The following is a 19,971-nucleotide window of genomic DNA, read 5'->3' on the forward strand; positions in this document are numbered from 1 at the left end:
GCAGGGGAGGTTATCCCTCCCCTGCGACAACATAAAAATCTATGAAAAAAATCCTTCTCGCGACAGCCATCTTTGGCGCCGCTTCTCTGCTGAACGCGGATATCCTGGTTGGCTTTTCCTTCAACGGTATGAGCAATGGCGGAAACAGCAGCTTTGCTGTGGGCGACATTTCTGATATCACCGGTGACACCGATGCCGCTGATACTGGCGGCTTTCAGGGTACCTCCAACGGTAGCCTTTATTATGGAGGCACGAATGGTTCGAGTAATTTCAATATGACGGGCGGTTTCCCTCCCGGCACTGCAGGTTACGAAGCATTCAATCTCCCGCAGAACAATATCCTGTCCGACCGTGTTGGTGCGCCGAATCTGAACCAGTACACGACTCCGTCTTCACTGTTGTTCTACAATACGCCGTTCGGTGACGCCAGCGGGAGCACGTTTGTCATTGAGATCAATGGCCTGAGTGAAGGTGTTTACTCGGACATCGTTCTGAGCTATGCCGCCGCTAATCAAACTGGTACAGGCAGCTCCACTATCCTCTGGGAAGTGAGCTACACCAGCTTTGACAGTGGCTTCTCCTCGATCAGTGAAGACACCGTCACCAGCACGATTGCCGATGGTGGTACGGGCCAGGCCTTCTCCCATAACGTTTCCGGCAGCGGTTCTTCCGTCTGGATTCGCGGGACGGTTGACAACATCGTCCTGGGTAACCCTCTGATGCTGGACAACATCCTCATCTCGGGTAACGTCGTGCCGGAGCCCTCCACCTACGCGGCTATCGCTGGTGGTCTCGCACTCGCCTTCGTGGCCCTGCGCCGCCGTCTGCGCAAGTAGTAGAGGACAAGGTTTTAAGAATACTGCACTGCTTTCATGCAAAAGCGCCTCCCGGTCGGGAGGCGCTTTTTTGTGACCGGGTAAGACCGGTGACGTGTATTCAAAAAGTATGACGTTAATTTGCTCAGACGGGAACGGGAGCGGCGATGGAGGCCAGGTCGAGCACGGTGTGGCTGACTTTGCCCGCGTTGAGTGCCTCCATGTCGTCGAGTTGGCCGTCGGGGGCGGGTTCGCGTTCGACCTTGTTGAAGCGGAAGGAGCTGTCTCCGGCTTTTGCGAAAAGCGAGTGCATCGGCATAGGGGAGGGGATCGTGCGCACAACTTCGCTGTCGGCGAAGGTGCGCCGGGGGAAGTTGATGTTGTGCACGGTGGGGGAGGCGGGCTTTTGCCCGACGAGAGAGAGGGCGATCTTCGTGCTCAAGGCGGCGGCGCAGCGGACGGAGTCGGCCATTTCGCCTTCGGCGCGGCCGTGCTTTTCGCGGATGGCTTCGAAGTCCACCTGCGGGATGACATGGGAAAAGGCGACGGCGGGCAGCCCCCAGAAGGCCCCCTCCATTGCCCCGGCCACGGTGCCGGAGGAGAGGATGAGCGGCAGGCAGGCGTTGTAGCCCAGGTTGATGCCGGAGCAGACCACGTCGGGCTTACGTTCGCCCATGAGGTGTCCGAGGGCGATGTTTACGCAGTCGCTGGGCGTGCCGTCGAGTGCGTAGGCAGTGCAGCCGAGAGTTTCGTTTTCGGCGATGTGGACTTCGCGGCGCCGGCTCATGGCGCGGCCGATCCAGCTCTGCTCACCCATCGGGGCGGCCACGACCACCTCAAAATCGTTCTGCATCGCCTCGACCAGCACCCGCAGGAACCAGGAGTCGATGCCATCGTCGTTCGTAATCAGTGCAAGCGGTTTGGACATTGGGTTATTAATTCAAAAAAAGGCAGATTAGTCCAGCAACACCGCCCAGAATAAAGCAGGCAAATCCAATGAGTCCCAAACGTTTTTCTGTTTTGCCCGAAGAGACTAGAGATTGATCGTTTGATTGGAGTTCTTCGTGACTGATGTTACCCTGAAAGAATTCCGAGACGTCATTCTGCCAATTCTTGAACAGTTTGGCGCATGAAAAATATGCGTATGCAACCAGGCATCCACTTAGAATGATGCCGATAAAGAACAATAATAGAGATGTAATGATCAGCCAACTGTAGAAAATGTTGTTCGCAGCGCCAATGAAGCTCAACGTAGTAATCGCTCCACCAGAATTCGTTACCATTAGGTATTTAATCGATTCTTTACCCCATTCTTTCTCCAACTCATAGAGTTGTTCCCATCTTGTCTCTATTTGGATTTTTCTTTTTTCCCACTCGATGTGTTTTTCTGCTGTCATACATAATGGCTTTTATAAATATCCTTTATTGGCAAAAGAAAAATCCCGGTTCCTTGCGGAACCGGGATTTGCTAAAGAATGTTGCCTGTGGATGGCAGTGTCCCTCGCGGGATAGGAGCCTTTTGGCTCCGTAAGGGCAGAGCCCTTCAATGCCACTAGGTGCAACCTAGTCGCGGCGGCGGCGGTCGCCACGGTCGCCACCACGGCCTCCGCGATCACCACCACGGCCACGTCCGCCACGGTCGCCGCGATCACCACGGTCACCGCTGCGCTCGGGCTTGGGCTTGGGCTCGTAGGGGATGCCCTGGGCTTCGGCGAGGGCGGCGCGGCGGCTCAGGCGAACCTTGCCACGGTCGTCACGACCGATGCACTTGACCACGATTTCGTCGCCAACCTTGCAGACGTCCTCGACCTTTTCGACGCGGAAGTCGGCCAGCTCGGAGACGTGGACGAGGCCTTCCTGGCCGGGGAGGCATTCGACGAAAGCGCCGAACTCCTTGGTCGAGCGGACGATGCCCTTGTAGGTCTTACCGTCTTCGATTTCGGCGGTGACCATTTCGACTTCCTTGACGGCGCGGGCCATGCTCTCGCCATCGGTGGCGAAGACGTTGACGCGGCCGCTGTTGTCTTCGGCGATGTCGATCTGCGCGCCGGTGATTTCGGTGATGCGCTTGATGTTCTTGCCGCCGGGGCCGATCAGCATGCCGATCTTTTCCGGGTCGATCTGGAGGGTTTCGATGCGCGGGGCATGTTCCTTCAGCTCGGAGTTCGGGCTGGCGATGGCGGCGGTCATGACGCTCAGGATCTTGTCGCGGGCGATCTTGTTGCGCTTGATCGCTTCCTTGGCGATTTCGAAGGGCAGACCGTGGATCTTGAGGTCGAGCTGGAAGCCGGTGATGCCTTCGCTCGTGCCGCAGATCTTGAAGTCCATGTCACCGAAGTGGTCTTCGGCACCGATGATGTCCGTCAGGATGACGTGCTGGTTGATCTTGCCGTTCTCGTCGGTCTTGGTGACGAGGCCGCAGGAGATCCCGGCGACGGGCGCGGTGATCGGCACGCCGGCGTCCATCAGGGCGAGGGTGCCGCCGCAGACGGAGGCCATGGAGGTCGAGCCGTTGGACTCCATGATGTCGGAGACCACGCGGATGGCGTAGGGGAACTCGTCCTCGGGCGGGAGCACGGGCAGGAGCGAACGCTCGGCCAGCGCGCCGTGACCGATCTCGCGGCGACCGGGGCCGGTGAAGCGGCCGGTTTCGCCGACGGAAAAGGGCGGGAAGTTGTAGTGCAGGATGAAGGACTTCGAGCGGGGACCGCCGGTGAGGCCGTCAAGCTCCTGGGTGTCGCGGGTGGTGCCGAGCGTGACATTGACGACGCTCTGGGTCTCACCGCGTTGGAAGAGGGCGGAGCCGTGGACGCGCGGGAGCACGTCGGTCTCGCAGGAGATGGCGCGCAGGTCCTCGGGGCCGCGGCCGTCAACGCGCTTGCCGGAGTCGAGGATGTTCTGGCGGTAAACTTCTTCCTGAAGAACTTCGAAGGCCATCGCGATCTGGTTCTCGTCGAAGTTTTCTTCGCCGACCTTTGCCTTCACAAACTCGGCGGTGCTTTCCTTGAGGGCGTCCACAGCGGCCTCGCGGTCCTGCTTCTTGTCCTGGAAAACGGCTTCGGCGAGTTTGCCGGCTGTCTGTTCGCGGCACATGTCGAGGATTTCGGGCTTGGCGTTGTGCAGCTCGAATTCCTTCTTGGCCTTGGCCACCTGGGCGGCGAGGTCCTTCTGCGCGGCGATGATGGGCTGGATGGCCTTGTGGGCGAACTCCAGGGCCTCGACGAAGCGCTCGTCGGTCATCTGGTCGGCCGAGCCTTCGATCATCATCATTTCGTTTTCGTTGCCGACGTAGATGAGGTCGAGGGTGGATTCAAACATCTGCTCGTTGGTCGGGTTGACCACGAACTCGCCGTCGATTTCGCCGAGGCGGATGCAGCCGATGGGGCCGTTCCACGGCACGTCGGAGCACATGAGGGCGGCGGAAGCGCCGTTGACCATGAGGATGTCCGGTTCGTTGACCAGGTCGGTGGTCATGAGCATGCCGATGACCTGGACTTCATTGAGGAAGCCCTTGGGGAAGAGCGGACGCAGGGGACGGTCGCAGAGGCGGGAAGTAAGGATTTCCTTTTCCGAGGGGCGACCTTCGCGCTTGAAGTACCCGCCCGGGAAACGCCCGGCGGCGGAGAACTTTTCGCGGTAGTCAACCGTCAGGGGGAAGAAGTCCTGGCCGGGCCGCATGGAGTTGGCGGCGGTGGCGCTGACGAAAACTTCCGTTTCCCCCAGAGAGATGGTGACGGCACCGCTGGCCTGCTTGGCGATGGTGCCCGTCGAGATCGTGATTCCGAGGTCACTGGCTGTGACCGAGTATTTTTGCTTCATAGGATTGTATCTTATTCTTGGATATGCCGGGGACGGGTCGGACGTCGTAGCGCCGGCATGACGCTTAGGGTTTGTTCAGGGCCGGGTCCGCAGGCTCGGAAGCGCACGGGCCTGCCCCAAAAGTGATAAAAAAGCCGCCCGAACATGCGTTGGGCGGCCTTTGCTGGGACTAGCGGCGCAGACCGAGGCGGGCGATGAGCTCGTTGTACTTGTCGAGCTGGGTCCGCTTCAGGTAGTTGAGGAGCTTTCTGCGGCGCGAGGTCATGGCGATCAGCCCGCGGCGCGAGTGGAAGTCTTTCCGGTGCGTGCGCAGGTGGTCCGTGAGGTGGGCGATACGGGCCGTCAGAAGCGCAACCTGCACTTCGCACGAGCCGGTGTCCTTTTCGTGGACCTTGTATTCTCCGATAACCTTGTTTTTGTCTACAGCTTCAGCCATTTGATGTTTTTCTATTGCACGACGCCTGGACCGCTCGAAGGAGGGTCGTACTTCCAGCCACTCGCCGGGAGTACCGTTAACAGCGCCCGTGGGCGCTGGGCCGCGGAAGCGGGCGAACGAGCCGCCGACTTCTAACGCAAAGGCAAGGAGCATGTGGTTTTACCGGCGGCTTTCAAGGACTTTTTTCGCGCCCCTTGCGCCCAGGAAGTGGCTGGATTGGAGCGTTACGGAGAGTCGCCGCAGTCCAATTGGCCTGACCCGAAAGCTTTTCCGCGCCCAGGATTCCGGCGGGGCTTTCGGAACCCTGAGCGCGGACCGCATGCGTGCCTGCGGCCCGCTGACCAGCCCGAGGTTTCCTGTTCGGTACTACGGACCGGCTTATCATAGGAGAAGGATAACCGTATAATATTCCGCTTGGAGTATATATCTGTGGGATGCGCAATAAGGTTCTTGACCAAATGATTCGTGTGCGAATAATGGTGCGAACATATGCCGATTCCTGATTCAAAGGGCTTGCCGGAGGTTGAAATGCCGTCGGACGCAGGCCTGGAAACGCTGCCGCTGGTTCCCAGGGGGCGCTACGACCTGCGCATCCTGAAGTCGCTGCGGCGGATTATCCGCTCGGTGGACGTTTATTCGCGGCGGTTGGCGCACGAGCACGGCGTGACTGTGCCGCAACTGGTCTGCTTGCTTAAGCTCGACGAGTTGGGCGCGCTGACGCTGAAGGAGCTTTCGGAAGAGGTTTTTTTAAGTCCGAGCACGTTGGTGGGAATCATTGACCGGCTGGAGGCGCATGGGCTGATCGCCCGCCGCCGCTCGGTACGCGACCGACGCAAGGTCCGGCTCGACCTGACCGAAAAGGGGAGCGCCCTGGTAGCGGCTTCGCCTTCGCCGTTGCAGGACGGGTTGGCCCAGGGATTGGAGGGGTTGCCTGAGCTTGAGCGGGCCACCATCGCCCTGTCGTTGGAGAAAATTTTGGACCTGATGGAGGGCATGCCCGCAGTGGAGACGCACGCGGAGGCCGCCCCCATTTTGGAGACTCGCCCCGACCTCAAGGCCTGAGTGGCCGCGCCGGGCACGGGGACCGGCATATTTTTTGGGATTTATGACAAACACAGCCAAACAATTGAAACAAGACTACGGCGACGATCCGATCGCAGTTCGCGAAACCGGTAAGTACGTGGACGAGTACATCGGCGGCTTTGTTGAGAAGTGGGATGAATTGATCGACTGGGACCAGCGTGCCCAGTCAGAGGGCCGCTTTTTCATCGATCTGTTGAAGGAACGCGGTGCGAAAAAAGTTCTCGATGTGGCCACAGGGACGGGGTTCCACAGCGTGCGCCTGCTCAACGAGGGCTTTGAGGTGATCAGTGCTGACGGCACGCCCGCCATGCTCTCGCAGGCCTTCCGCAACGCGCGGGCCAACGGCCACGTCATGCGCACGGTGCAGGCCGACTGGCGCTGGCTCAACCGCGATGTCCACGGCAAGTACGACGCCGTCATCTGCCTTGGAAACTCCTTCACGCACCTGTTCTCGGAGCGAGACCGGCGCAAGGCGCTGGCGGAGTTTTACGCCGCGCTGCGCCACGACGGGATCCTCATTCTCGACCAGCGCAACTACGACATCATGCTCGATTCCGGGAGCAAGCCCCGCCACACCTACTACTATTGCGGGGAAAACGTGCAGGCCGAGCCCGAGCACGTGGACGAGGGGCTGGCGCGTTTCGTTTACCGCTTTCCGGACGGCTCGAGCTATAACCTGAACATGTTCCCGCTACGCCGGAACTATCTCGTCAACCTGATGCGTGAAGTGGGCTTCCAGACCGTAACCACCTATGGTGATTTCAAGGAAACCTACCAGCAGGACGAGCCCGACTTTTTCGTCCATGTGGCCGAAAAGCGCTACCCGAACGAAGAGGAGCCGTCATGAGCGAAGTTGTTGCCAAAACCGAGCAGTACTACGACAGCCGCGACGCGGATGAATTCTACTACCAGGTCTGGGGCGGGGAGGACATCCACATCGGGATGTACCATCGGCGCGAAGAGTCGATCTTCGAGGCCAGCCGCCGCACGGTCGAACGCATGTCTGCCCGGCTGGAGGACTACGTCGCCGGGAGCACGGTGGTGGACATCGGTTCGGGGTACGGTGGTGCTGCCCGCTACCTGGCCCGCGAAAAGGGGTACCGCGTCCATTGCCTGAACCTCAGTCGCGTGCAGAATACCCGCAACCGCCAGATGAACGACGAGCAGACCCTTTCGGTCCTGATCGATGTGGTGGACGGTAATTTCGAGGACATGCCTTTCAACGACGGGCTGGCGGATATTGTCTGGTCACAGGATGCTATCCTGCACAGTGGGGACCGTTTCCAGGTCTTCCGTGAGGTGGACCGCATCCTCAAGCCTGGCGGTCGCTTCGTTTTTACAGACCCAATGCAGAAAGGCGGAGTGGGCCGCGATGCCCTGCAACCCGTTCTGGACCGCATCCATCTGGACACGATGGGTTCCGTGGAGGACTACGACAGCTACGCCGAAAAACTGGGCTGGGAGAAGACCGGATTTGATGACCACAGTGACCAGCTTCCGATCCATTATCAGGCCGTGCTAAGCAATCTGGAGCAGCGTGAGCAGGAACTTGCCGACATGATTAACGCGGAGTACATTACGTCCATGAAACGCGGCCTGCGCCACTGGATTGACGCCGGGAATGCAGGTCTGCTGACGTGGGGAATCCTGGCCTACCAGAAGGGCAGAGGCTAAGATCGGTGGAGTCTGCACCGGGCGAAGCTGCCTTTCTTGAAAAAACCGGTAGCTCAGGAGCGGGCCGCATGCGTGCCTGCGGCCCGCTTGCCAGTACGATTAGCCATGGATGGTTGTTTTGTACTGGCGAGATTCCCTGAGGAACCTATTTTGTATGCTGTCTATCACGGGATTTTCCGAGGGTGGAAAGTCAAGTGGATGGGGACTTCCAGAAGGGGAACGAGTGCTTTTCGGGGTAATGATTATCTATCGGCCAGTTTAAGTATAATTTAAGAGCCCATTAGATAATTTGATGTAATGCAAAGTGCTTGCAGAACGCGCAGGCGCAAAGCCCCATACGGCCTGTCCATTTATAGCGTTTCAAAAAATACTGTAGCCACAGCCTTTGAATGGCTAAATGGCTAATTGTTAATTGTTGGATGCTGAACGTAGATAACAACAATTAGCCATTTAACTATTTAGCCATTCGGTTTTTGATCAACCGTTGAGGATGACGATTTCGTTGATTGTGTGGCAGCCGGGCAGCGCCTGAATCTTGCGGAGGATGCGGTTTTGATTGAACTGAAGCTCCTGCCGGATGACGGGGCTGCCCGCGAGGATAATCAGCTTGCGGCCCTGGACGAGCCGCTGCGGGCGGCAACGGTGGGCGGTGCGCTCGCCGACAACGTCTTTCCAGTTGGCCATGATGACATCTTCAATGTTGTCCTTCCCGATCTGGTAGCGTTCGAAAATCACCTCGACCAGGTTGTCCAGGGTGGTGGCGCTGCGCATCTTGGCCCGGCTGCGCCTGGCGGGGATGCCGCGCAGGCTGGCGATAAGGTCTTCGATGTCGGGCCGGAAGTGCACGCGTATACAGAAGCGGGTTTAGGGCTGGGGCGCAAGTCTGGCCATCAGTTCGGGCAAACCTTCCAGGTGCAGTACGCCGGGGGTGGGATCGCCGCGCTCGTCGGTGAAGGCCCGTTGACGCCCGACCTGGACCGCCCGCCAGCCCGAGGCCAGCGCCCCGGCAATGTCCTCGTGCGGGGTGTCCCCGATGTGGAGCAGGTGGGCCGGTTCGGCCTGGAGGGCCTCCTCGGCGGCAGCAAACATTTTTCGGTGCGGCTTGCCAGCGCCGACGACGGAGGACAGCACCACGGCGTCGAAAAAGCCGTCCAGCTCCAGTTCGCGCAGGAGTCGCAGGAGGCGTTCGTCGTTGTTGGAGAGGATGCCGAGCCGGTAGCCGCGTCCGCGCAGCCGGGAAAGGATCTCGCGCACCCCGGGAAGCATCCGCCAACTGGAGGGGCGGGCGTAGCCCTCCCAGAGATAGTCAAAAAGCGCGGGCAACTTTTCCGGTGGGCACAGACCCGCGAAGGTAAGTGCTACGATTTCTTGCCAGCCTTCGCGGTTGAGAATACCCCCGCGCGGCCCGGCGTTGACCTGCTTGAAGGCCGCCGCGAAGCGAGCCTGAAGCTCTTCCGCCCGGGCCTCGCCGCCGAACTTCTCCAGTGCCGCCGCGTAGGATTCGCCCACCGAGGGGTGGGGCGAGAGCAGCGTCCCGGCAACGTCGAAGGTAATGGCGCGAATGTCGCTAAACATGGCGGCCAAGGGTAACGCCGCTTCCGGCACTTGACGAAGCTAAATCGTGGCCGGGGTCTTATCCGCGTCCCAGAATGTGAATGATTTTAACAGGAAGGTCGGGAAGAACAGAAAGAAAAGGTCTGTGGCGCACATTCCCGTTCTTCCCGGTCTTCCTGTTAAATATCCTTACGGTGGAGAAATGAATGTGTGCTACCGGTGTGCGTCCACCCCGTGCTCGCAGCGGATGCGGCCCGAGTCGAGGGTTTGCTGCAGGCGGGCCTTGTTGGCGGCGTAGTCGTCGCGGGGGAGGAAGGGATGGTTCAAGTGCAGCAGGACGGCCCGCCCGTGCACGAGCAGCCGGTCGCGGCCGAGGTGGTAGAGCCGGGCGGCCAGGTCGGAGTCTTCCGCGCCCCAGCCCTCGAAGGATTCATCGTAGCCGTTGACGGCGAGCAGGTCCTCGCGCCAGAGGCCGAGGTTGCAGCCGAGCACGCCGTGCAGTTCGCGGTTGCGTTTGATCTTCGGGACGGGCAGGCGGATGGCCTTGAAGCGACCCGAGATTTTCCCCGTCCAGAACAGCTTCCGTGCGCTGGCGCGGCCGTCGAGGAAGGCGGGGACGGATTTCTCGTCCAGAAAGGTGCGTCGGCCCTGTACGAAACAGCCTTCGCGGGCCAGCCCCTTGTGGTCGGCCACGAAGCGTTTGCCGGGGATGCAGTCCCCATCGATGAAGACGAGGTAATCGCTGGTGGCGCGGGCGATGGCAAGGTTGAGAATGCGCGAGCGGCGGTAGCCCTTGTCTGCCTGCGAGCAGTGGACGAGCGGGCAGCCGAGGCGGTCGCGCCAATCGGCGGCGACGGCGGCAGTGGCGGCGTCCTCGTCGTCTTCGGCCAGGATGACTTCGTGTGGCAGCTCCGTTCCCCCGTGGATGGCGGCCAGGACCTTGTCCAGCGCCCGGGGGTTGCGGTAGGTGTTAACAATCAGGCCGAGGCTGAAATTTTTCACGGACTTCGGGCGTGGTGTTGTACTCGTAGAGGCGGCTGTGCCGCACGAGCGTGGCAAAGGAGGTCAGGCTGGCGATGTAGAGGCCGGGGAAGCCGTCGAGGAAGCCCCGGCGCAAGAAATAGGCCCGGAAGAACCGCCAGAAGGGGCGGAAAAGCGCGTGCGTGAGCGACCACTTTTTACCGTCGTCGAGCTGGCGGCGCAGGTAGATGTCCGAGTAGTAGTTGATTTTTTCGATCTGGCTGTTGAGCGTCGGGTTGGAGTAGTGCAGCAGGTCGCCGGCAAGCAACTGGCTGCGGCCTTCCAGCTCGATTTTCGTGTGCTCGGGGCTGCCGCCCCAGCGCCCCTTGCCCAGCCGGATGAGGCGCAGGCAGTGGTCCGGGTACCAGTCGCCGTGCTTGATCCAGCGCCCGAGGAACCAGACCTTGCGCGGGAAGTGCGCACCAGCGAAGGCCGGGTCGTCGGCTTCGATAAAGGCCCGCAGGGAGGCGGCCAGGGTCTCGTCCACGATCTCGTCGCAGTCGAGGTTGAGCACCCAGGGCTGGGTGGCCTGGTCGAGGGCGAGGTTTTTCTGCTCGCGGAAGCCTTGCCAGGGATGTTCGAAAATCTTGGCCCCGTACTCGTCGCGGGCGATGGTTTCGGTGCCGTCAGTGCAGTCGTTATAGACCAGTACGATCTCCGAGGCCATGTCCTTGACCGCGTCGAGGCAGGCACGGATGCGGTGCGCCTCGTTGTGGGCGAGGAGGCAAACGGTGAGCGGGAGCGGGCCGCGGGCGGTACTCATTGGGCAAGCATCTCCATGACCGTCTCGACTACCTGATGGACCGAAATCGTGTCAATGCAGCGTTTGTCCTGCGCGCAGACGCGGGCGTGGGGCGAGCACGGGCAAAGCCCGCCCTGGAGGTGGCGGTTGCGCTCCCCGAGCGGGGCCCAGCGGCTGGAGGCGGTGGGGCCGAAAAGCCCGAGCGTGGGCACGCCCAGCCCGGCGGCCAAGTGGAGCGGGGCGGTGTCCGGTGAGACGAAAATCCGGGCGCGGGCGACGGCGGCGGCGAAGGCCCCGAGGCTGCCGAAGCGCGGCAGGATAACGGCCTGCGGGGCGACGGCGGCGAGCGCTTTTAAAAGCTCCTGCTCGCGTTCGCTGGGGCCGGAGGTGAAGGCCGTGGCGTGCCCGGCGGCGCGCAGGCGGCGGTCCAGCTCGGCCCAGTTGGCGGCGGGCCATTCCTTGCGGGGCTGGCTGGTGGAAAGGTGGCAGAGAATGGTCCCGGCGGGGACGAGGGCGTTGGCTTCGGCGCTCTCGGGAGGCGGGGCAAGGCGGATGGTGGTCTCGTCTTCGCGGTAGGGCACGTCCCAGCCGCTGAGGACCCAGGCGTCGCGGACGACTTCGTGGCGCGTCTGGTCCATCTCATCAACGACTGTGGTGTAGCACAGTTTGCGGCCGGCGAATCCCTTGGGAGCGAGCACACCGAGGCGTTCTTTTGCCCCGATCAGGCGGCTGACGATGGCCCCCCGGTCGTTGCCGACGAAGTCCACCGAGCGGTCGAACTTGAGCCGTCGCAGCTCGCGCAGGGTCGGCCAACTGTCTCCGAGGCGGATTTTGCCGCGTGTGCGCGGGAGGCTCCAGACGCGGTCGATCCAGTCCAGTCCTTGCAGAAAGGGGGCGGCTTCGGAGGCCACGAGCACGTGCAGTTCGGCCTCGGGCCAGTGTCGCCGGAGCATGCGCAGCGCCGGGATCATGATAATTACATCACCAAGAAACTTGAACTTGATGGCTAGAATCCTCAGCTTCTTCACGGTGAGTATAATTTCGGACAGTCCGGGGGCAGGCTATTTTTACCGCAAGATCAAGGATGCGCGCAAAGTGCTCGTGCTGGATCTGGGCTTTCTGGGTGACACGGTCCAACTGATACCGGCCTGCTACCGCATCAGGCAAGCACTTCCTGAGGCGGAGCTTCACGTGATGGTGGCCGACCACATCAAGGACGTGCTCAAGCTGACTCCCTGGATCGACAAAATCCTCGGCTACCCGCGCTTCCCGAAGTCCGAAAGCCTGCTCAAAGACCTGCCGCGCGTGCGCCAATTGCGGGCGGCCCGCTACGACGCCGTCATCAATGTCAACGGCTCGGACCGCTCCAGCATCCTGACCGCCTTCACCCGCGCCCGCCACCGTCTCGGCCGGGTGCCGCCGAAGGTCTCGCTTTTCTGGAAATGGTGCTACACCGACTGGGTGAGCGCCCCTTTCGGGCAGATGCCCGTTTACCGTGCCCGCTGCCAGTGCCTGGATAAGGCTGGTTTCCCGCCGTTTAACGAGGAATTCGGCGTGGTCGTGCCGGACGAACTCAAGGAAAAGGCTCGCCAACGCGTCGGCCTCGACGGCGGCTACGTCCACGTCAGCCCTTTTACGACCCTTGACTACAAGGAGCTTCCGCTCCCGCTGCTGACGGCTTTTCTCAACCGCCTGCAAGCGGACAACCCCGGCCTCAAGCTGGTGCTCTCCTGCGCCCCCAACGAGCGCGAGCGGGGCAAGTTCCGCGAACTGCTGGCGCGGCTGGATTTCGAGCCGTGGCGGACGTTCAGCGGGGATCTTTCATTGCTGGAAGTGGCCGCTGTCATCGCTGGAGCCAGACTTCATCTGGGGGGCGATTCCGGGGCGATGAACTTGGCTTTCATGGTTGGGTCGCCCACTTTTACCTGGTTCCGCAACTACGAGAATCTCGTCGAATGGATGCCCGACGGCGTAAACCATTCGCACGTTATTGGTGAAGCCACCGATGAGGGACTTCAAGGAATCGGGATCGATGAGATGGTTGGCACGGTGCAGGACGCCCTGGCCAAGGTGTGAGGTAGTTGGGGTTCTCTGCTTTTTTACCGCAGAGGCGCAAAGACGCAGAGTTTTTTTGGGGAGAGCGCGAGCGGGTGTTTTTTTCAAAAAACACCCTCTCGCATAACCCTCCTACTTAAAACAAAAGCTATTTTGAATCGGTCTTGTCTGTCCTTGCGGCTCAGCCGAGAGCAGTCTTGATGAGGGCTTCGGTGCTGGCGTCAGGGCCGAGTTTATCCTGGGCTTTGCGCAGGGCCTTGTCGGCTTCGGGCGGCTTGTAGCCGAGCGTGACCAGCGCGGCCAGCGCGTCCTGAAAGCTGGAGCCCCCGACGAGAATTCCTTCCGTGCCGGTGCCTTCGGCGGACGGAGCGGCGGCGGGGATGCCGCCGGGGAAGACCTTGTCGCGCAGCTCGATCACGAGGCGTTCGGCGGTTTTTTTGCCGATGCCCTGGCATTTGGAGAGCAGCGCGATGTCGGAGTGGGCGATGGCCGTGCGCAGGCTGGCCACGGACATGCGGCTCATGATGTTGAGCGCGATCTTTGGGCCGATGCCGGAGACTTTTTCTACCAGCAGGCGGAAGAAATCCCGGTCCTCGCGGGTGGCGAAGCCGTAGAGCGTCTGCGAATCCTCGCGATAGACGGCTAGCGTGTGCAGCCGGGCGGTCTGTCCGATGCCGGGCAGCTTCTCAGCCGTGGTGACGGGGATAAAGACCTCGTAGCCGATACCGTTGGCTTCGATGACAGCGGACAGGGGGGCGGCTTCGACGAGTTTGCCTTCGAGCGAGACGATCATAGAAAGAGGGTATTAACCACAAAGACGCCAAGACACAAAGGGCAAAATGACGGACTTTTCCACTCCGGCCTGATACCGTTATAAACGGGTGAACTGGGGATTTTTACAGGAAGGCCGCAAAGAGCGAAAAGAAGGAACGGGGAGCGTATGCTCACGTAGCACCGACCACGTAGCAAGAAGCCGCGACCTTTTAAAGTCGCGTAGGCGGGGGGCTGCTCTGTGTCCCGTCCGCCTGCCCCCGGGGTAGGAGCCTTTCTGGCTCCGTAGGGGCTCAGGCCCTTAAAGTCCAGTGCGGCCACGCACCTAGTCGCGGAGGCCGAGGACGTCTTCGATGCGGTAGAGGCCAATGGGCTTGCCGACGACCCAGTGGGCGGCGCGGAGTGCGCCCTGGGCGAAGATGCGGCGGTCGGAAGCCTTGTGGGTCAGCTCGATACGCTCGCCGGGACCGGCGAACATCACCGTATGGTCGCCGACGACATCGCCGCCGCGCAGGGCGTGGACGCCGATCTCGTCGTCGGGGCGCTCACCAACGAGGCCCTTGCGGCCATGCATCTCCTGCTCGGGGGTCAGGCCGCGGGCGGCGCGGATGATTTCCAGCAGGTGCTCGGCGGTGCCGCTGGGAGCGTCCTTCTTGTGGCAGTGGTGCATCTCGATCAGCTCGGGGTGGTACTCCCGGCCGAGGATTTTCGCGGCCTTGCCGACGAGATAAAAGAGCAGGTTGACCCCGGTCGAGAAGTTCCCGGCCCAGACCATCGGGATCTGGGCGGTGTACTCGGCGACGGCTTCCTTCTCCTCCGGGGTGTGACCGGTGGTGCCGATGACGAGTGGCTTGCCGTACTCGGCGCAAAGCTTGGCCAGCGGCGCGGTGGCTTCGTGGAAGCTGAAGTCGATGGCGACTTCGCACTCCTTGAGGCCGGGCACGGGGTCGTCGCCCATGTCAATGGCGGCGACGATTTCGACTTCTTCGGCGGCAGCAATGGCCTGAATGGCTTGGCCCATGCGACCGCGGGCACCGTTGAGGAGGATTTTTACCATGAGAATTGCTAAATGGCTAAAAGGTTAAAGGGCTGGAGGCCGGGAATGTCGCGGCACGCTTTACAGGCCGAGCTTGCCGAGGACAGCGCTAAGCCGGGCAATGGATGCTGCGGTCATTTCGCACAGGGGCAGTCGCACCTCGTTGGAGGAGATCAGGCCGAGGCGATGCATGGCGTACTTCACGGGCACGGGATTGGGCTCGATGAAAAGGGTCTTGAAGAGGCCGTAGTACTTGCGCGAGATCAGTTCGGCGGCGGCGTAGTCGCCCTTGAGCGCGAGCTGGACCATCTCAACCAGCGGGGCGACCACGAGGTTCGAGGCGACACTGATCACGCCCTTGGCCCCGAAGCTCATGAAAGGCAGGGTCAGGGAGTCGTCGCCGGAGAGGATCAGGTAGTCCGGGCCGAGCTTCTGGACCAGTTCGGCCACGCGCTCGGAGGAGCCGCCGGCTTCCTTGATCCCGCAGATGTGCGGGTAGGCTTCGTAAAGGCGGGCGCAGGTGTCCACCCCGATGGAGATGCCGCAGCGGCCGGGGATCGAGTAAAGGATGATCGGCTTGTCGGTGGCCTCGGCCACGGCGCTGAAGTGCCGGAAAAGCCCTTCCTGGCTGGGCTTGTTATAGTAGGGGGCGACCTGGAGCATCCCGGTCACGCCCTCGACGGCGTCGGCCCCGCGCGTCAGTTCGACGGCCTCGGTGGTGGAGTTCGAGCCGGTCCCGGCCAGCACCGGCACCTTGCCCCCGGCCTGCGCCGCGATGCGCCGGATGACCTCGGCGTGCTCCTGGTGGTTGAGGGTGGGGGACTCCCCTGTGGTGCCGACGGCGACCAGGCCGTTGATCCCGCCTTCGAGTTGGCTGGAGACGAGCCGCTCCAGGTCGTCATAGGCGACGGCACCCGCGCGCATCGGGGTGACGAGGGCGGTGTGGACGCCGTAAAATTGGGTTGTGTTCATGGTCGGTTGAAATAGGATCAGCGGGCAAGAATGCTGCCCCGTTATTTTGACCGAACAAGTTGCGCCAAAGCCGGGAGCATGACAACGGGAAAATGCCGACCCTACCGATGTCCGTAATCACTGAAACTTTCAACAGCCTGCTGCAACTGGCGGTGGAAAACTCCGCCAGCGACATCCACGTCAAGTCCAACAAGCCCGCCTACCTGCGCTTGCACGGCAAGCTGGAGGTCGTGGACATGGACCCGCTGACTCCCGAGCAGGTGCGGGAGTTTCTGGAGGCGGCCATGCCGGCCTCGTTTTACGAGGATTGGAAAGAGAACGGGCAGATCGACTTTTCTTACGACCTGAACGACCTCGGGCTGGGCCGTTTCCGCGTCAACGGCTTTTACCAGCGGGGCACGCCGAGCATCGTTTTTCGGCACGTGAAGGAGACTCCGCCGACCTTCGCCGACCTCAACCACGAGCCTTCGGTTTTTCAGCAATTGGTTTCGGCCCGCGACGGGATTGTGCTCATCTGCGGGCCGACCGGCTCGGGCAAAAGCTCCACCCTCGCGGCCATGCTGGAGTATATCAACGAGAACTTCGAGCGCCACATTGTCACGCTGGAGGACCCGATCGAGTTCAACTACACGGACAAGCGCTCGATCTTCAACCAGCGCGAAATCGGGCTCGACGCTCCGGACTTTGAGTCCGGTCTGAGGGCCGTCCTGCGGCAGGACCCGGACATCATCCTGATCGGTGAGATGCGCGACCGCGCCACTTTCGAGACCGCGCTGCACGCCTCCGAGACCGGGCACCTGGTCTTTGGCACGATCCACGCCTCCAACGCTCAGCAGGCGGTGCAGCGGTTGTTCGAGTTTTTCCCGGTCAACCAGCAGGAGAGCATGCGGCGGCAGATCGCCATCGGCCTGCGGGCGACCGTCACCCAGCGCCTTTTGCCCAAGCTGGAAGGCGAGGGGCGTGTCCCGGCGGTGGAAATATTCGTCGTGGACGCGCTCGGGCGCAAGGTGATCGAAGACGGCGAGTTCCAGAAAATCCCAGCCGTAATCGAGGCCGGGGAGGAAGTCGGCTCCAAGTCCTTCAATCAGGATCTCTACCGCCTGGTCAAGGCGGGGGTCGTCGGCAAACAGGACGCGCTGGCCTATTCCCCCAACCCCAAGGCCCTCGAAATGAACCTCAAGGGCATCTTCCTCAGCTCCGGCGGCATCGTCGGGTAAAGTCCGCAGCTAGGGCTTCATGATGCCGAGGTAGGCGGCGGCGGCACCGAGGATGAGGATGGCCCACCAGGCGGGCATGCCGAGCTTGGGCTTGCGGTTGATAATGGCGATGGCGGCACCGAGGATGAGCCAGATGACGTATTTGGCGATGAGCCAGCCGTCGAGGTAGCTGATCGCGCCGCCGTAACGGGCGACCATACCGAATCCGCCCAGGAGCAGAAGCAGCAACCCGACGCCGCTGGTGACTGCGCCGAGAACGCGCAGTCCCTTATTGTCGCGGTCAAGGAAGCCGCGCACGATTAAACCCCCGTAGCCCAGAAACACCATCATCACACCGACCAGGTGGATGACTTTATACAGTTGAATAGACATGCTATGGGGGATGCGGCAGGGGAGCGAGCCTGTCAACGGCATTCCGAAAAATCGTCCCGGTTCGTGTCGCCATCCGCCCGGCGGTTGGTGGGCGGCGTGTTCCGGGTAAAAAGAAAGCCCGGCCGAGATGGCCGGGCTTAAACGTCTTTGAGTTAATGGGTTATCGAATATGATTGGTAGCGCGCAGCGTTATCAGGCGGCGCTCACCTTGGGCAAGCGAGACGGTACATCGACTTCATGGGGTTGTTTCCGCTTGACCCGGTACAGCCGCGAACGGCGCCTCAGTTTGCGGTCAAGTTTGATGATCATCTCGTCGATCGACTTGTAGAGGTCTTCGCTGGCCACGCTCACAACCAACGGAGCACCGTTGATTTCGATATGGCCCTTGGCGATGAACTCTTCCGTCTTTCCATGTCCCTTGTTGAGGTTGTATTCAAGATCGACTCGCATACGGATGATACGCTCCTCATGCTGGAAGAGCTTCTCCGTTTTCTCGTTCACGAGATTCTTGAGGGCCTCGGTCAGGTCGATATGAAGACCGGAGATGATCACTTCTTTGTTGTTCATACGCATATTCCGGTTAGTGGTTGATGACGTAATGGATTTTTTTAGATACCCACCCGTCGCGAAATGAGTAGCTTAAAGCATGCCGACAAAAAAATATCCGCCGTGGTTATTACGGGCGGATCATCTGGAATTGGGGAAAGCTTCATTGCTTCTTTAATTAAACTAGAGGGGAATCCCGCGATTTGCAACCTCTCTCGTTCGAATCCCGCTAAAAAGTGGCTGGATCAGGGAGTGAGGCACATCTCGTGTGACTTAACTTTAGGACAGGAGATCGAGCGGGTCGTTCCCGACATTCAGACTTTTATCGACGAACATCCCGGCGGTGAAGTCTTGCTCATAAATAACAGCGGATTCGGGGGTTACGGTGAGTTCGACAGCCAGCCGCTGGAGCGCGACCTGACCATGATCGACCTCAATGTGCGGGCCTGCGTCCACCTGGCCGGACGCCTCCTGCCCAAGCTGATCGAGCGCGGTGGCGGTATTATTAATGTCGCCTCGACCGCCTGCTTCCAGCCCACGCCGCTCATGGCCACCTACGGCGCGACCAAGTCCTTCCTGCACAGTTGGAGCCTGGCCCTCAGCGACGAGCTCAAGGGCAAGGGCGTCCGCGTGCTGTGTGTGTGCCCCGGCCCGACGGCGACGAACTTTTTCCGGGCGGCGGGCTTTAAGGAGTCCCCGATCAACGTCGGCACGACCCCGGACGCGGTGGTGGAAGAGTCCATGAAGGCGTATTTCAAGCGCAAGTGGATCGTCACCACGGGCTTCTGGAACAAAATGGGCGTCGGCATTTCCTCCAAATTGCCCAAAGTCCTCGTGACCAAGCTCTCAGGAGGCACCCTGCGCAAAATCCGCCAACCGTGAGCGAACCCCGCCATTTTTCCACCTGGCCCCCCATGAGCGGGGAGGCCGAACTGATCGATCCCGCCGAGCTGCGGGAGTGGATCGTTTTCGAAGACGAGGATGTGCTGGTCATCGACAAGCCGGGCTGGATCGTCTGTCACCCCTCCAAGAACGGCCCCTGGTCCAGTCTGGTGGGGGCCTGCCGGGAGTTGACCGGTCTGGAAACGCTTCACCTGGTCGCGCGACTGGACCGGGAAACGAGTGGGATCGTCCTTATCGCCAAGCGCCCGGCCTCGGCCCGGCGGCTGCAAATGGCCTTTCAGGAGCGCCGGGTCAACAAGGAGTACCTTGCCATCATGAGCGGCGAACTTACCGAGCTGGTGACCGTTAACCAGCCGCTGGCCAAGGACCTCGAGTCCCAGGTCGCCGCGCGGGTGACCGTCCGCAAGTCGCGCTCGGCTCAAAAGGCAGTTACCGCCTTTGAACCGCTGGCTAGTGGCGGCGGTTACACACTGGTGCGCGTCCACCCCGAGACTGGTCGCAAGCACCAGATCCGCGCTCACGCCTTCTGGCTGGGACACCCTATCGCCGGTGACAAAATTTACGGCCCGGATGACACGCTTTTTCTGGAATTCATCACCGAGGGGTGGACCCCCCGGCTGGACGCCGCCCTGCCCATGCGCCGTCAAGCTCTCCACGCCACGAGCCTGACCTTTGACGGCGGGCCGCAATTCCGCCTTCCACTGGCCTGGGACATGGCGCAATTTGCCCGCGAAGTGATGGGGATCGACATTGACGCCTACTGTGCCGCGCCCGAGGTGAAGAAAACTGCTGAGAATTACGGTTTTTCCAGTTGACCAGCAGGCTTGCACGCGTAGCATCTCCCGTTTTCTTGTTCTCAACCAGTTCATTCCGCAGGAACAGCCCGCGATTCCAACGCCTCCGGCGTGCGATGCTGATCCTTGCTGAATCTCACTTTTTCGTTTCACGTCCGCCAC

22 protein-coding genes are annotated in these 19,971 nt (G+C 61.1%); 8 read left to right on the forward strand and 14 right to left on the reverse strand.

Going from position 1 to position 19,971, the window contains the following annotated elements; all coding sequences use genetic code 11:
- Positions 1–41 precede the first annotated feature (41 nt).
- The gene (locus H5P28_RS11300) at positions 42–836 is read left to right on the forward strand and encodes a PEP-CTERM sorting domain-containing protein (protein WP_185675807.1); all 795 of its coding nucleotides are present in this window, start codon (positions 42–44) and stop codon (positions 834–836) included.
- Between the two features lie 124 nt (positions 837–960).
- Here H5P28_RS11300 and surE read toward each other — a convergent pair whose 3' ends face one another.
- From surE to rpsO, 4 genes are all read right to left on the reverse strand, one after another.
- Positions 961–1,743: a 5'/3'-nucleotidase SurE gene (gene surE, locus H5P28_RS11305; protein ID WP_185675808.1), complete on the reverse strand. Its 783-nt coding sequence runs from the start codon at positions 1,741–1,743 to the stop codon at positions 961–963.
- Between the two features lie 7 nt (positions 1,744–1,750).
- The gene (locus H5P28_RS11310; RefSeq protein ID WP_185675809.1) at positions 1,751–2,212 is read right to left on the reverse strand and encodes a hypothetical protein; all 462 of its coding nucleotides are present in this window, start codon (positions 2,210–2,212) and stop codon (positions 1,751–1,753) included.
- Between the two features lie 166 nt (positions 2,213–2,378).
- On the reverse strand, positions 2,379–4,634 hold the full coding sequence (locus tag H5P28_RS11315) for a polyribonucleotide nucleotidyltransferase (protein ID WP_185675810.1): 2,256 nt from the start codon (positions 4,632–4,634) through the stop codon (positions 2,379–2,381).
- A gap of 169 nt (positions 4,635–4,803) precedes the next feature.
- Complete coding sequence (rpsO, locus tag H5P28_RS11320) at positions 4,804–5,070, reverse strand: 30S ribosomal protein S15 (protein WP_185675811.1); 267 nt, start codon at positions 5,068–5,070, stop codon at positions 4,804–4,806.
- Between the two features lie 528 nt (positions 5,071–5,598).
- On the opposite strand from rpsO, the gene H5P28_RS11325 reads away from it, so the two are divergent.
- From H5P28_RS11325 to H5P28_RS11335, 3 genes are read left to right on the forward strand one after another with little or no spacing between them, the layout of a single operon-like run.
- The gene (locus H5P28_RS11325) at positions 5,599–6,132 is read left to right on the forward strand and encodes a MarR family winged helix-turn-helix transcriptional regulator (RefSeq protein WP_185675848.1); all 534 of its coding nucleotides are present in this window, start codon (positions 5,599–5,601) and stop codon (positions 6,130–6,132) included.
- Positions 6,133–6,175: 43 nt separating this feature from the next.
- A complete protein-coding gene (locus H5P28_RS11330) occupies positions 6,176–7,000 on the forward strand; it encodes a glycine/sarcosine N-methyltransferase (protein ID WP_185675812.1) in 825 nt (274 codons plus the stop codon).
- On the forward strand, positions 6,997–7,827 hold the full coding sequence (locus tag H5P28_RS11335) for an SAM-dependent methyltransferase (RefSeq protein WP_185675813.1): 831 nt from the start codon (positions 6,997–6,999) through the stop codon (positions 7,825–7,827). The genes H5P28_RS11330 and H5P28_RS11335 overlap by 4 nt, the downstream gene beginning before the upstream one ends.
- Before the next feature lie 477 nt (positions 7,828–8,304).
- Here the strand turns inward: H5P28_RS11335 and H5P28_RS19765 are convergent, their stop codons facing one another.
- The 5 genes from H5P28_RS19765 to H5P28_RS11360 all read right to left on the reverse strand — a co-directional run bounded on the left by H5P28_RS19765 (position 8,305) and on the right by H5P28_RS11360 (position 12,114).
- Entirely contained in the window at positions 8,305–8,673 is a 369-nt protein-coding gene (locus H5P28_RS19765) for a DciA family protein (RefSeq protein ID WP_185675814.1), read from the reverse strand.
- 18 nt (positions 8,674–8,691) lie between these two features.
- Positions 8,692–9,402, reverse strand: coding sequence for an HAD-IA family hydrolase (locus H5P28_RS11345; protein WP_185675815.1), 711 nt, complete (start codon positions 9,400–9,402; stop codon positions 8,692–8,694).
- A gap of 192 nt (positions 9,403–9,594) precedes the next feature.
- Entirely contained in the window at positions 9,595–10,383 is a 789-nt protein-coding gene (locus tag H5P28_RS11350; protein ID WP_185675816.1) for a galactosyltransferase-related protein, read from the reverse strand.
- Complete coding sequence (locus H5P28_RS11355; RefSeq protein WP_185675817.1) at positions 10,352–11,164, reverse strand: glycosyltransferase family 2 protein; 813 nt, start codon at positions 11,162–11,164, stop codon at positions 10,352–10,354. Before H5P28_RS11355 ends, H5P28_RS11350 begins: the two co-directional genes overlap by 32 nt.
- Entirely contained in the window at positions 11,161–12,114 is a 954-nt protein-coding gene (locus tag H5P28_RS11360; RefSeq protein WP_185675818.1) for a glycosyltransferase family 9 protein, read from the reverse strand. The genes H5P28_RS11355 and H5P28_RS11360 overlap by 4 nt, the downstream gene beginning before the upstream one ends.
- A gap of 31 nt (positions 12,115–12,145) precedes the next feature.
- Here H5P28_RS11360 and H5P28_RS11365 point away from each other — a divergent pair, with 31 nt between their 5' ends.
- A complete protein-coding gene (locus H5P28_RS11365) occupies positions 12,146–13,219 on the forward strand; it encodes a glycosyltransferase family 9 protein (RefSeq protein WP_185675819.1) in 1,074 nt (357 codons plus the stop codon).
- Between the two features lie 160 nt (positions 13,220–13,379).
- Here H5P28_RS11365 and ruvA read toward each other — a convergent pair whose 3' ends face one another.
- The 3 genes from ruvA to dapA all read right to left on the reverse strand — a co-directional run bounded on the left by ruvA (position 13,380) and on the right by dapA (position 15,977).
- Positions 13,380–13,991, reverse strand: coding sequence for a Holliday junction branch migration protein RuvA (gene ruvA, locus H5P28_RS11370; protein WP_185675820.1), 612 nt, complete (start codon positions 13,989–13,991; stop codon positions 13,380–13,382).
- A gap of 303 nt (positions 13,992–14,294) precedes the next feature.
- Positions 14,295–15,026, reverse strand: a complete 732-nt coding sequence (dapB, locus tag H5P28_RS11375; protein WP_185675821.1) for a 4-hydroxy-tetrahydrodipicolinate reductase — start codon at positions 15,024–15,026, stop codon at positions 14,295–14,297.
- Between the two features lie 60 nt (positions 15,027–15,086).
- Positions 15,087–15,977 (reverse strand): 4-hydroxy-tetrahydrodipicolinate synthase, encoded by an 891-nt coding sequence (gene dapA / locus H5P28_RS11380; protein ID WP_185675822.1) that lies wholly within the window; start codon positions 15,975–15,977, stop codon positions 15,087–15,089.
- Between the two features lie 107 nt (positions 15,978–16,084).
- On the opposite strand from dapA, the gene H5P28_RS11385 reads away from it, so the two are divergent.
- The gene (locus tag H5P28_RS11385; protein WP_185675823.1) at positions 16,085–17,194 is read left to right on the forward strand and encodes a type IV pilus twitching motility protein PilT; all 1,110 of its coding nucleotides are present in this window, start codon (positions 16,085–16,087) and stop codon (positions 17,192–17,194) included.
- Between the two features lie 9 nt (positions 17,195–17,203).
- On the opposite strand, the gene H5P28_RS11390 is transcribed toward H5P28_RS11385, so the two are convergent.
- Positions 17,204–17,566 (reverse strand): hypothetical protein, encoded by a 363-nt coding sequence (locus H5P28_RS11390; RefSeq protein WP_185675824.1) that lies wholly within the window; start codon positions 17,564–17,566, stop codon positions 17,204–17,206.
- 192 nt (positions 17,567–17,758) lie between these two features.
- A complete protein-coding gene (hpf, locus tag H5P28_RS11395) occupies positions 17,759–18,133 on the reverse strand; it encodes a ribosome hibernation-promoting factor, HPF/YfiA family (RefSeq protein ID WP_185675825.1) in 375 nt (124 codons plus the stop codon).
- Positions 18,134–18,196: 63 nt separating this feature from the next.
- Between hpf and H5P28_RS11400 the strand changes: the two genes are divergently transcribed.
- Together H5P28_RS11400 and H5P28_RS11405 are read left to right on the forward strand one after the other, a co-directional pair.
- The gene (locus H5P28_RS11400) at positions 18,197–18,994 is read left to right on the forward strand and encodes an SDR family NAD(P)-dependent oxidoreductase (RefSeq protein WP_185675826.1); all 798 of its coding nucleotides are present in this window, start codon (positions 18,197–18,199) and stop codon (positions 18,992–18,994) included.
- Positions 18,991–19,830: an RluA family pseudouridine synthase gene (locus H5P28_RS11405; protein WP_221773409.1), complete on the forward strand. Its 840-nt coding sequence runs from the start codon at positions 18,991–18,993 to the stop codon at positions 19,828–19,830. The genes H5P28_RS11400 and H5P28_RS11405 overlap by 4 nt, the downstream gene beginning before the upstream one ends.
- Positions 19,831–19,971: the final 141 nt, after the last annotated feature.

It is taken from the genome of Ruficoccus amylovorans, assembly GCF_014230085.1.
Lineage (GTDB): Bacteria > Verrucomicrobiota > Verrucomicrobiia > Opitutales > Cerasicoccaceae > Ruficoccus > Ruficoccus amylovorans.

Coding starts and splice junctions, on each gene's coding strand:
- H5P28_RS11360 (WP_185675818.1), bottom strand. CDS start 12,114: ATGATCCCGGCGCTGCGCATGCTCCGGCGACACTGGCCCGAGGCCGAA.
- rpsO (WP_185675811.1), bottom strand. CDS start 5,070: ATGGCTGAAGCTGTAGACAAAAACAAGGTTATCGGAGAATACAAGGTC.
- dapA (WP_185675822.1), bottom strand. CDS start 15,977: ATGAACACAACCCAATTTTACGGCGTCCACACCGCCCTCGTCACCCCG.
- H5P28_RS11315 (WP_185675810.1), bottom strand. CDS start 4,634: ATGAAGCAAAAATACTCGGTCACAGCCAGTGACCTCGGAATCACGATC.
- H5P28_RS11355 (WP_185675817.1), bottom strand. CDS start 11,164: ATGAGTACCGCCCGCGGCCCGCTCCCGCTCACCGTTTGCCTCCTCGCC.
- dapB (WP_185675821.1), bottom strand. CDS start 15,026: ATGGTAAAAATCCTCCTCAACGGTGCCCGCGGTCGCATGGGCCAAGCC.
- H5P28_RS11335 (WP_185675813.1), top strand. CDS start 6,997: ATGAGCGAAGTTGTTGCCAAAACCGAGCAGTACTACGACAGCCGCGAC.
- H5P28_RS11390 (WP_185675824.1), bottom strand. CDS start 17,566: ATGTCTATTCAACTGTATAAAGTCATCCACCTGGTCGGTGTGATGATG.
- H5P28_RS11310 (WP_185675809.1), bottom strand. CDS start 2,212: ATGACAGCAGAAAAACACATCGAGTGGGAAAAAAGAAAAATCCAAATA.
- H5P28_RS11400 (WP_185675826.1), top strand. CDS start 18,197: ATGAGTAGCTTAAAGCATGCCGACAAAAAAATATCCGCCGTGGTTATT.
- H5P28_RS11365 (WP_185675819.1), top strand. CDS start 12,146: ATGGCTAGAATCCTCAGCTTCTTCACGGTGAGTATAATTTCGGACAGT.
- H5P28_RS11345 (WP_185675815.1), bottom strand. CDS start 9,402: ATGTTTAGCGACATTCGCGCCATTACCTTCGACGTTGCCGGGACGCTG.
- H5P28_RS11325 (WP_185675848.1), top strand. CDS start 5,599: ATGCCGTCGGACGCAGGCCTGGAAACGCTGCCGCTGGTTCCCAGGGGG.
- surE (WP_185675808.1), bottom strand. CDS start 1,743: ATGTCCAAACCGCTTGCACTGATTACGAACGACGATGGCATCGACTCC.
- hpf (WP_185675825.1), bottom strand. CDS start 18,133: ATGAACAACAAAGAAGTGATCATCTCCGGTCTTCATATCGACCTGACC.
- H5P28_RS11300 (WP_185675807.1), top strand. CDS start 42: ATGAAAAAAATCCTTCTCGCGACAGCCATCTTTGGCGCCGCTTCTCTG.
- H5P28_RS11385 (WP_185675823.1), top strand. CDS start 16,085: ATGTCCGTAATCACTGAAACTTTCAACAGCCTGCTGCAACTGGCGGTG.
- ruvA (WP_185675820.1), bottom strand. CDS start 13,991: ATGATCGTCTCGCTCGAAGGCAAACTCGTCGAAGCCGCCCCCCTGTCC.
- H5P28_RS11330 (WP_185675812.1), top strand. CDS start 6,176: ATGACAAACACAGCCAAACAATTGAAACAAGACTACGGCGACGATCCG.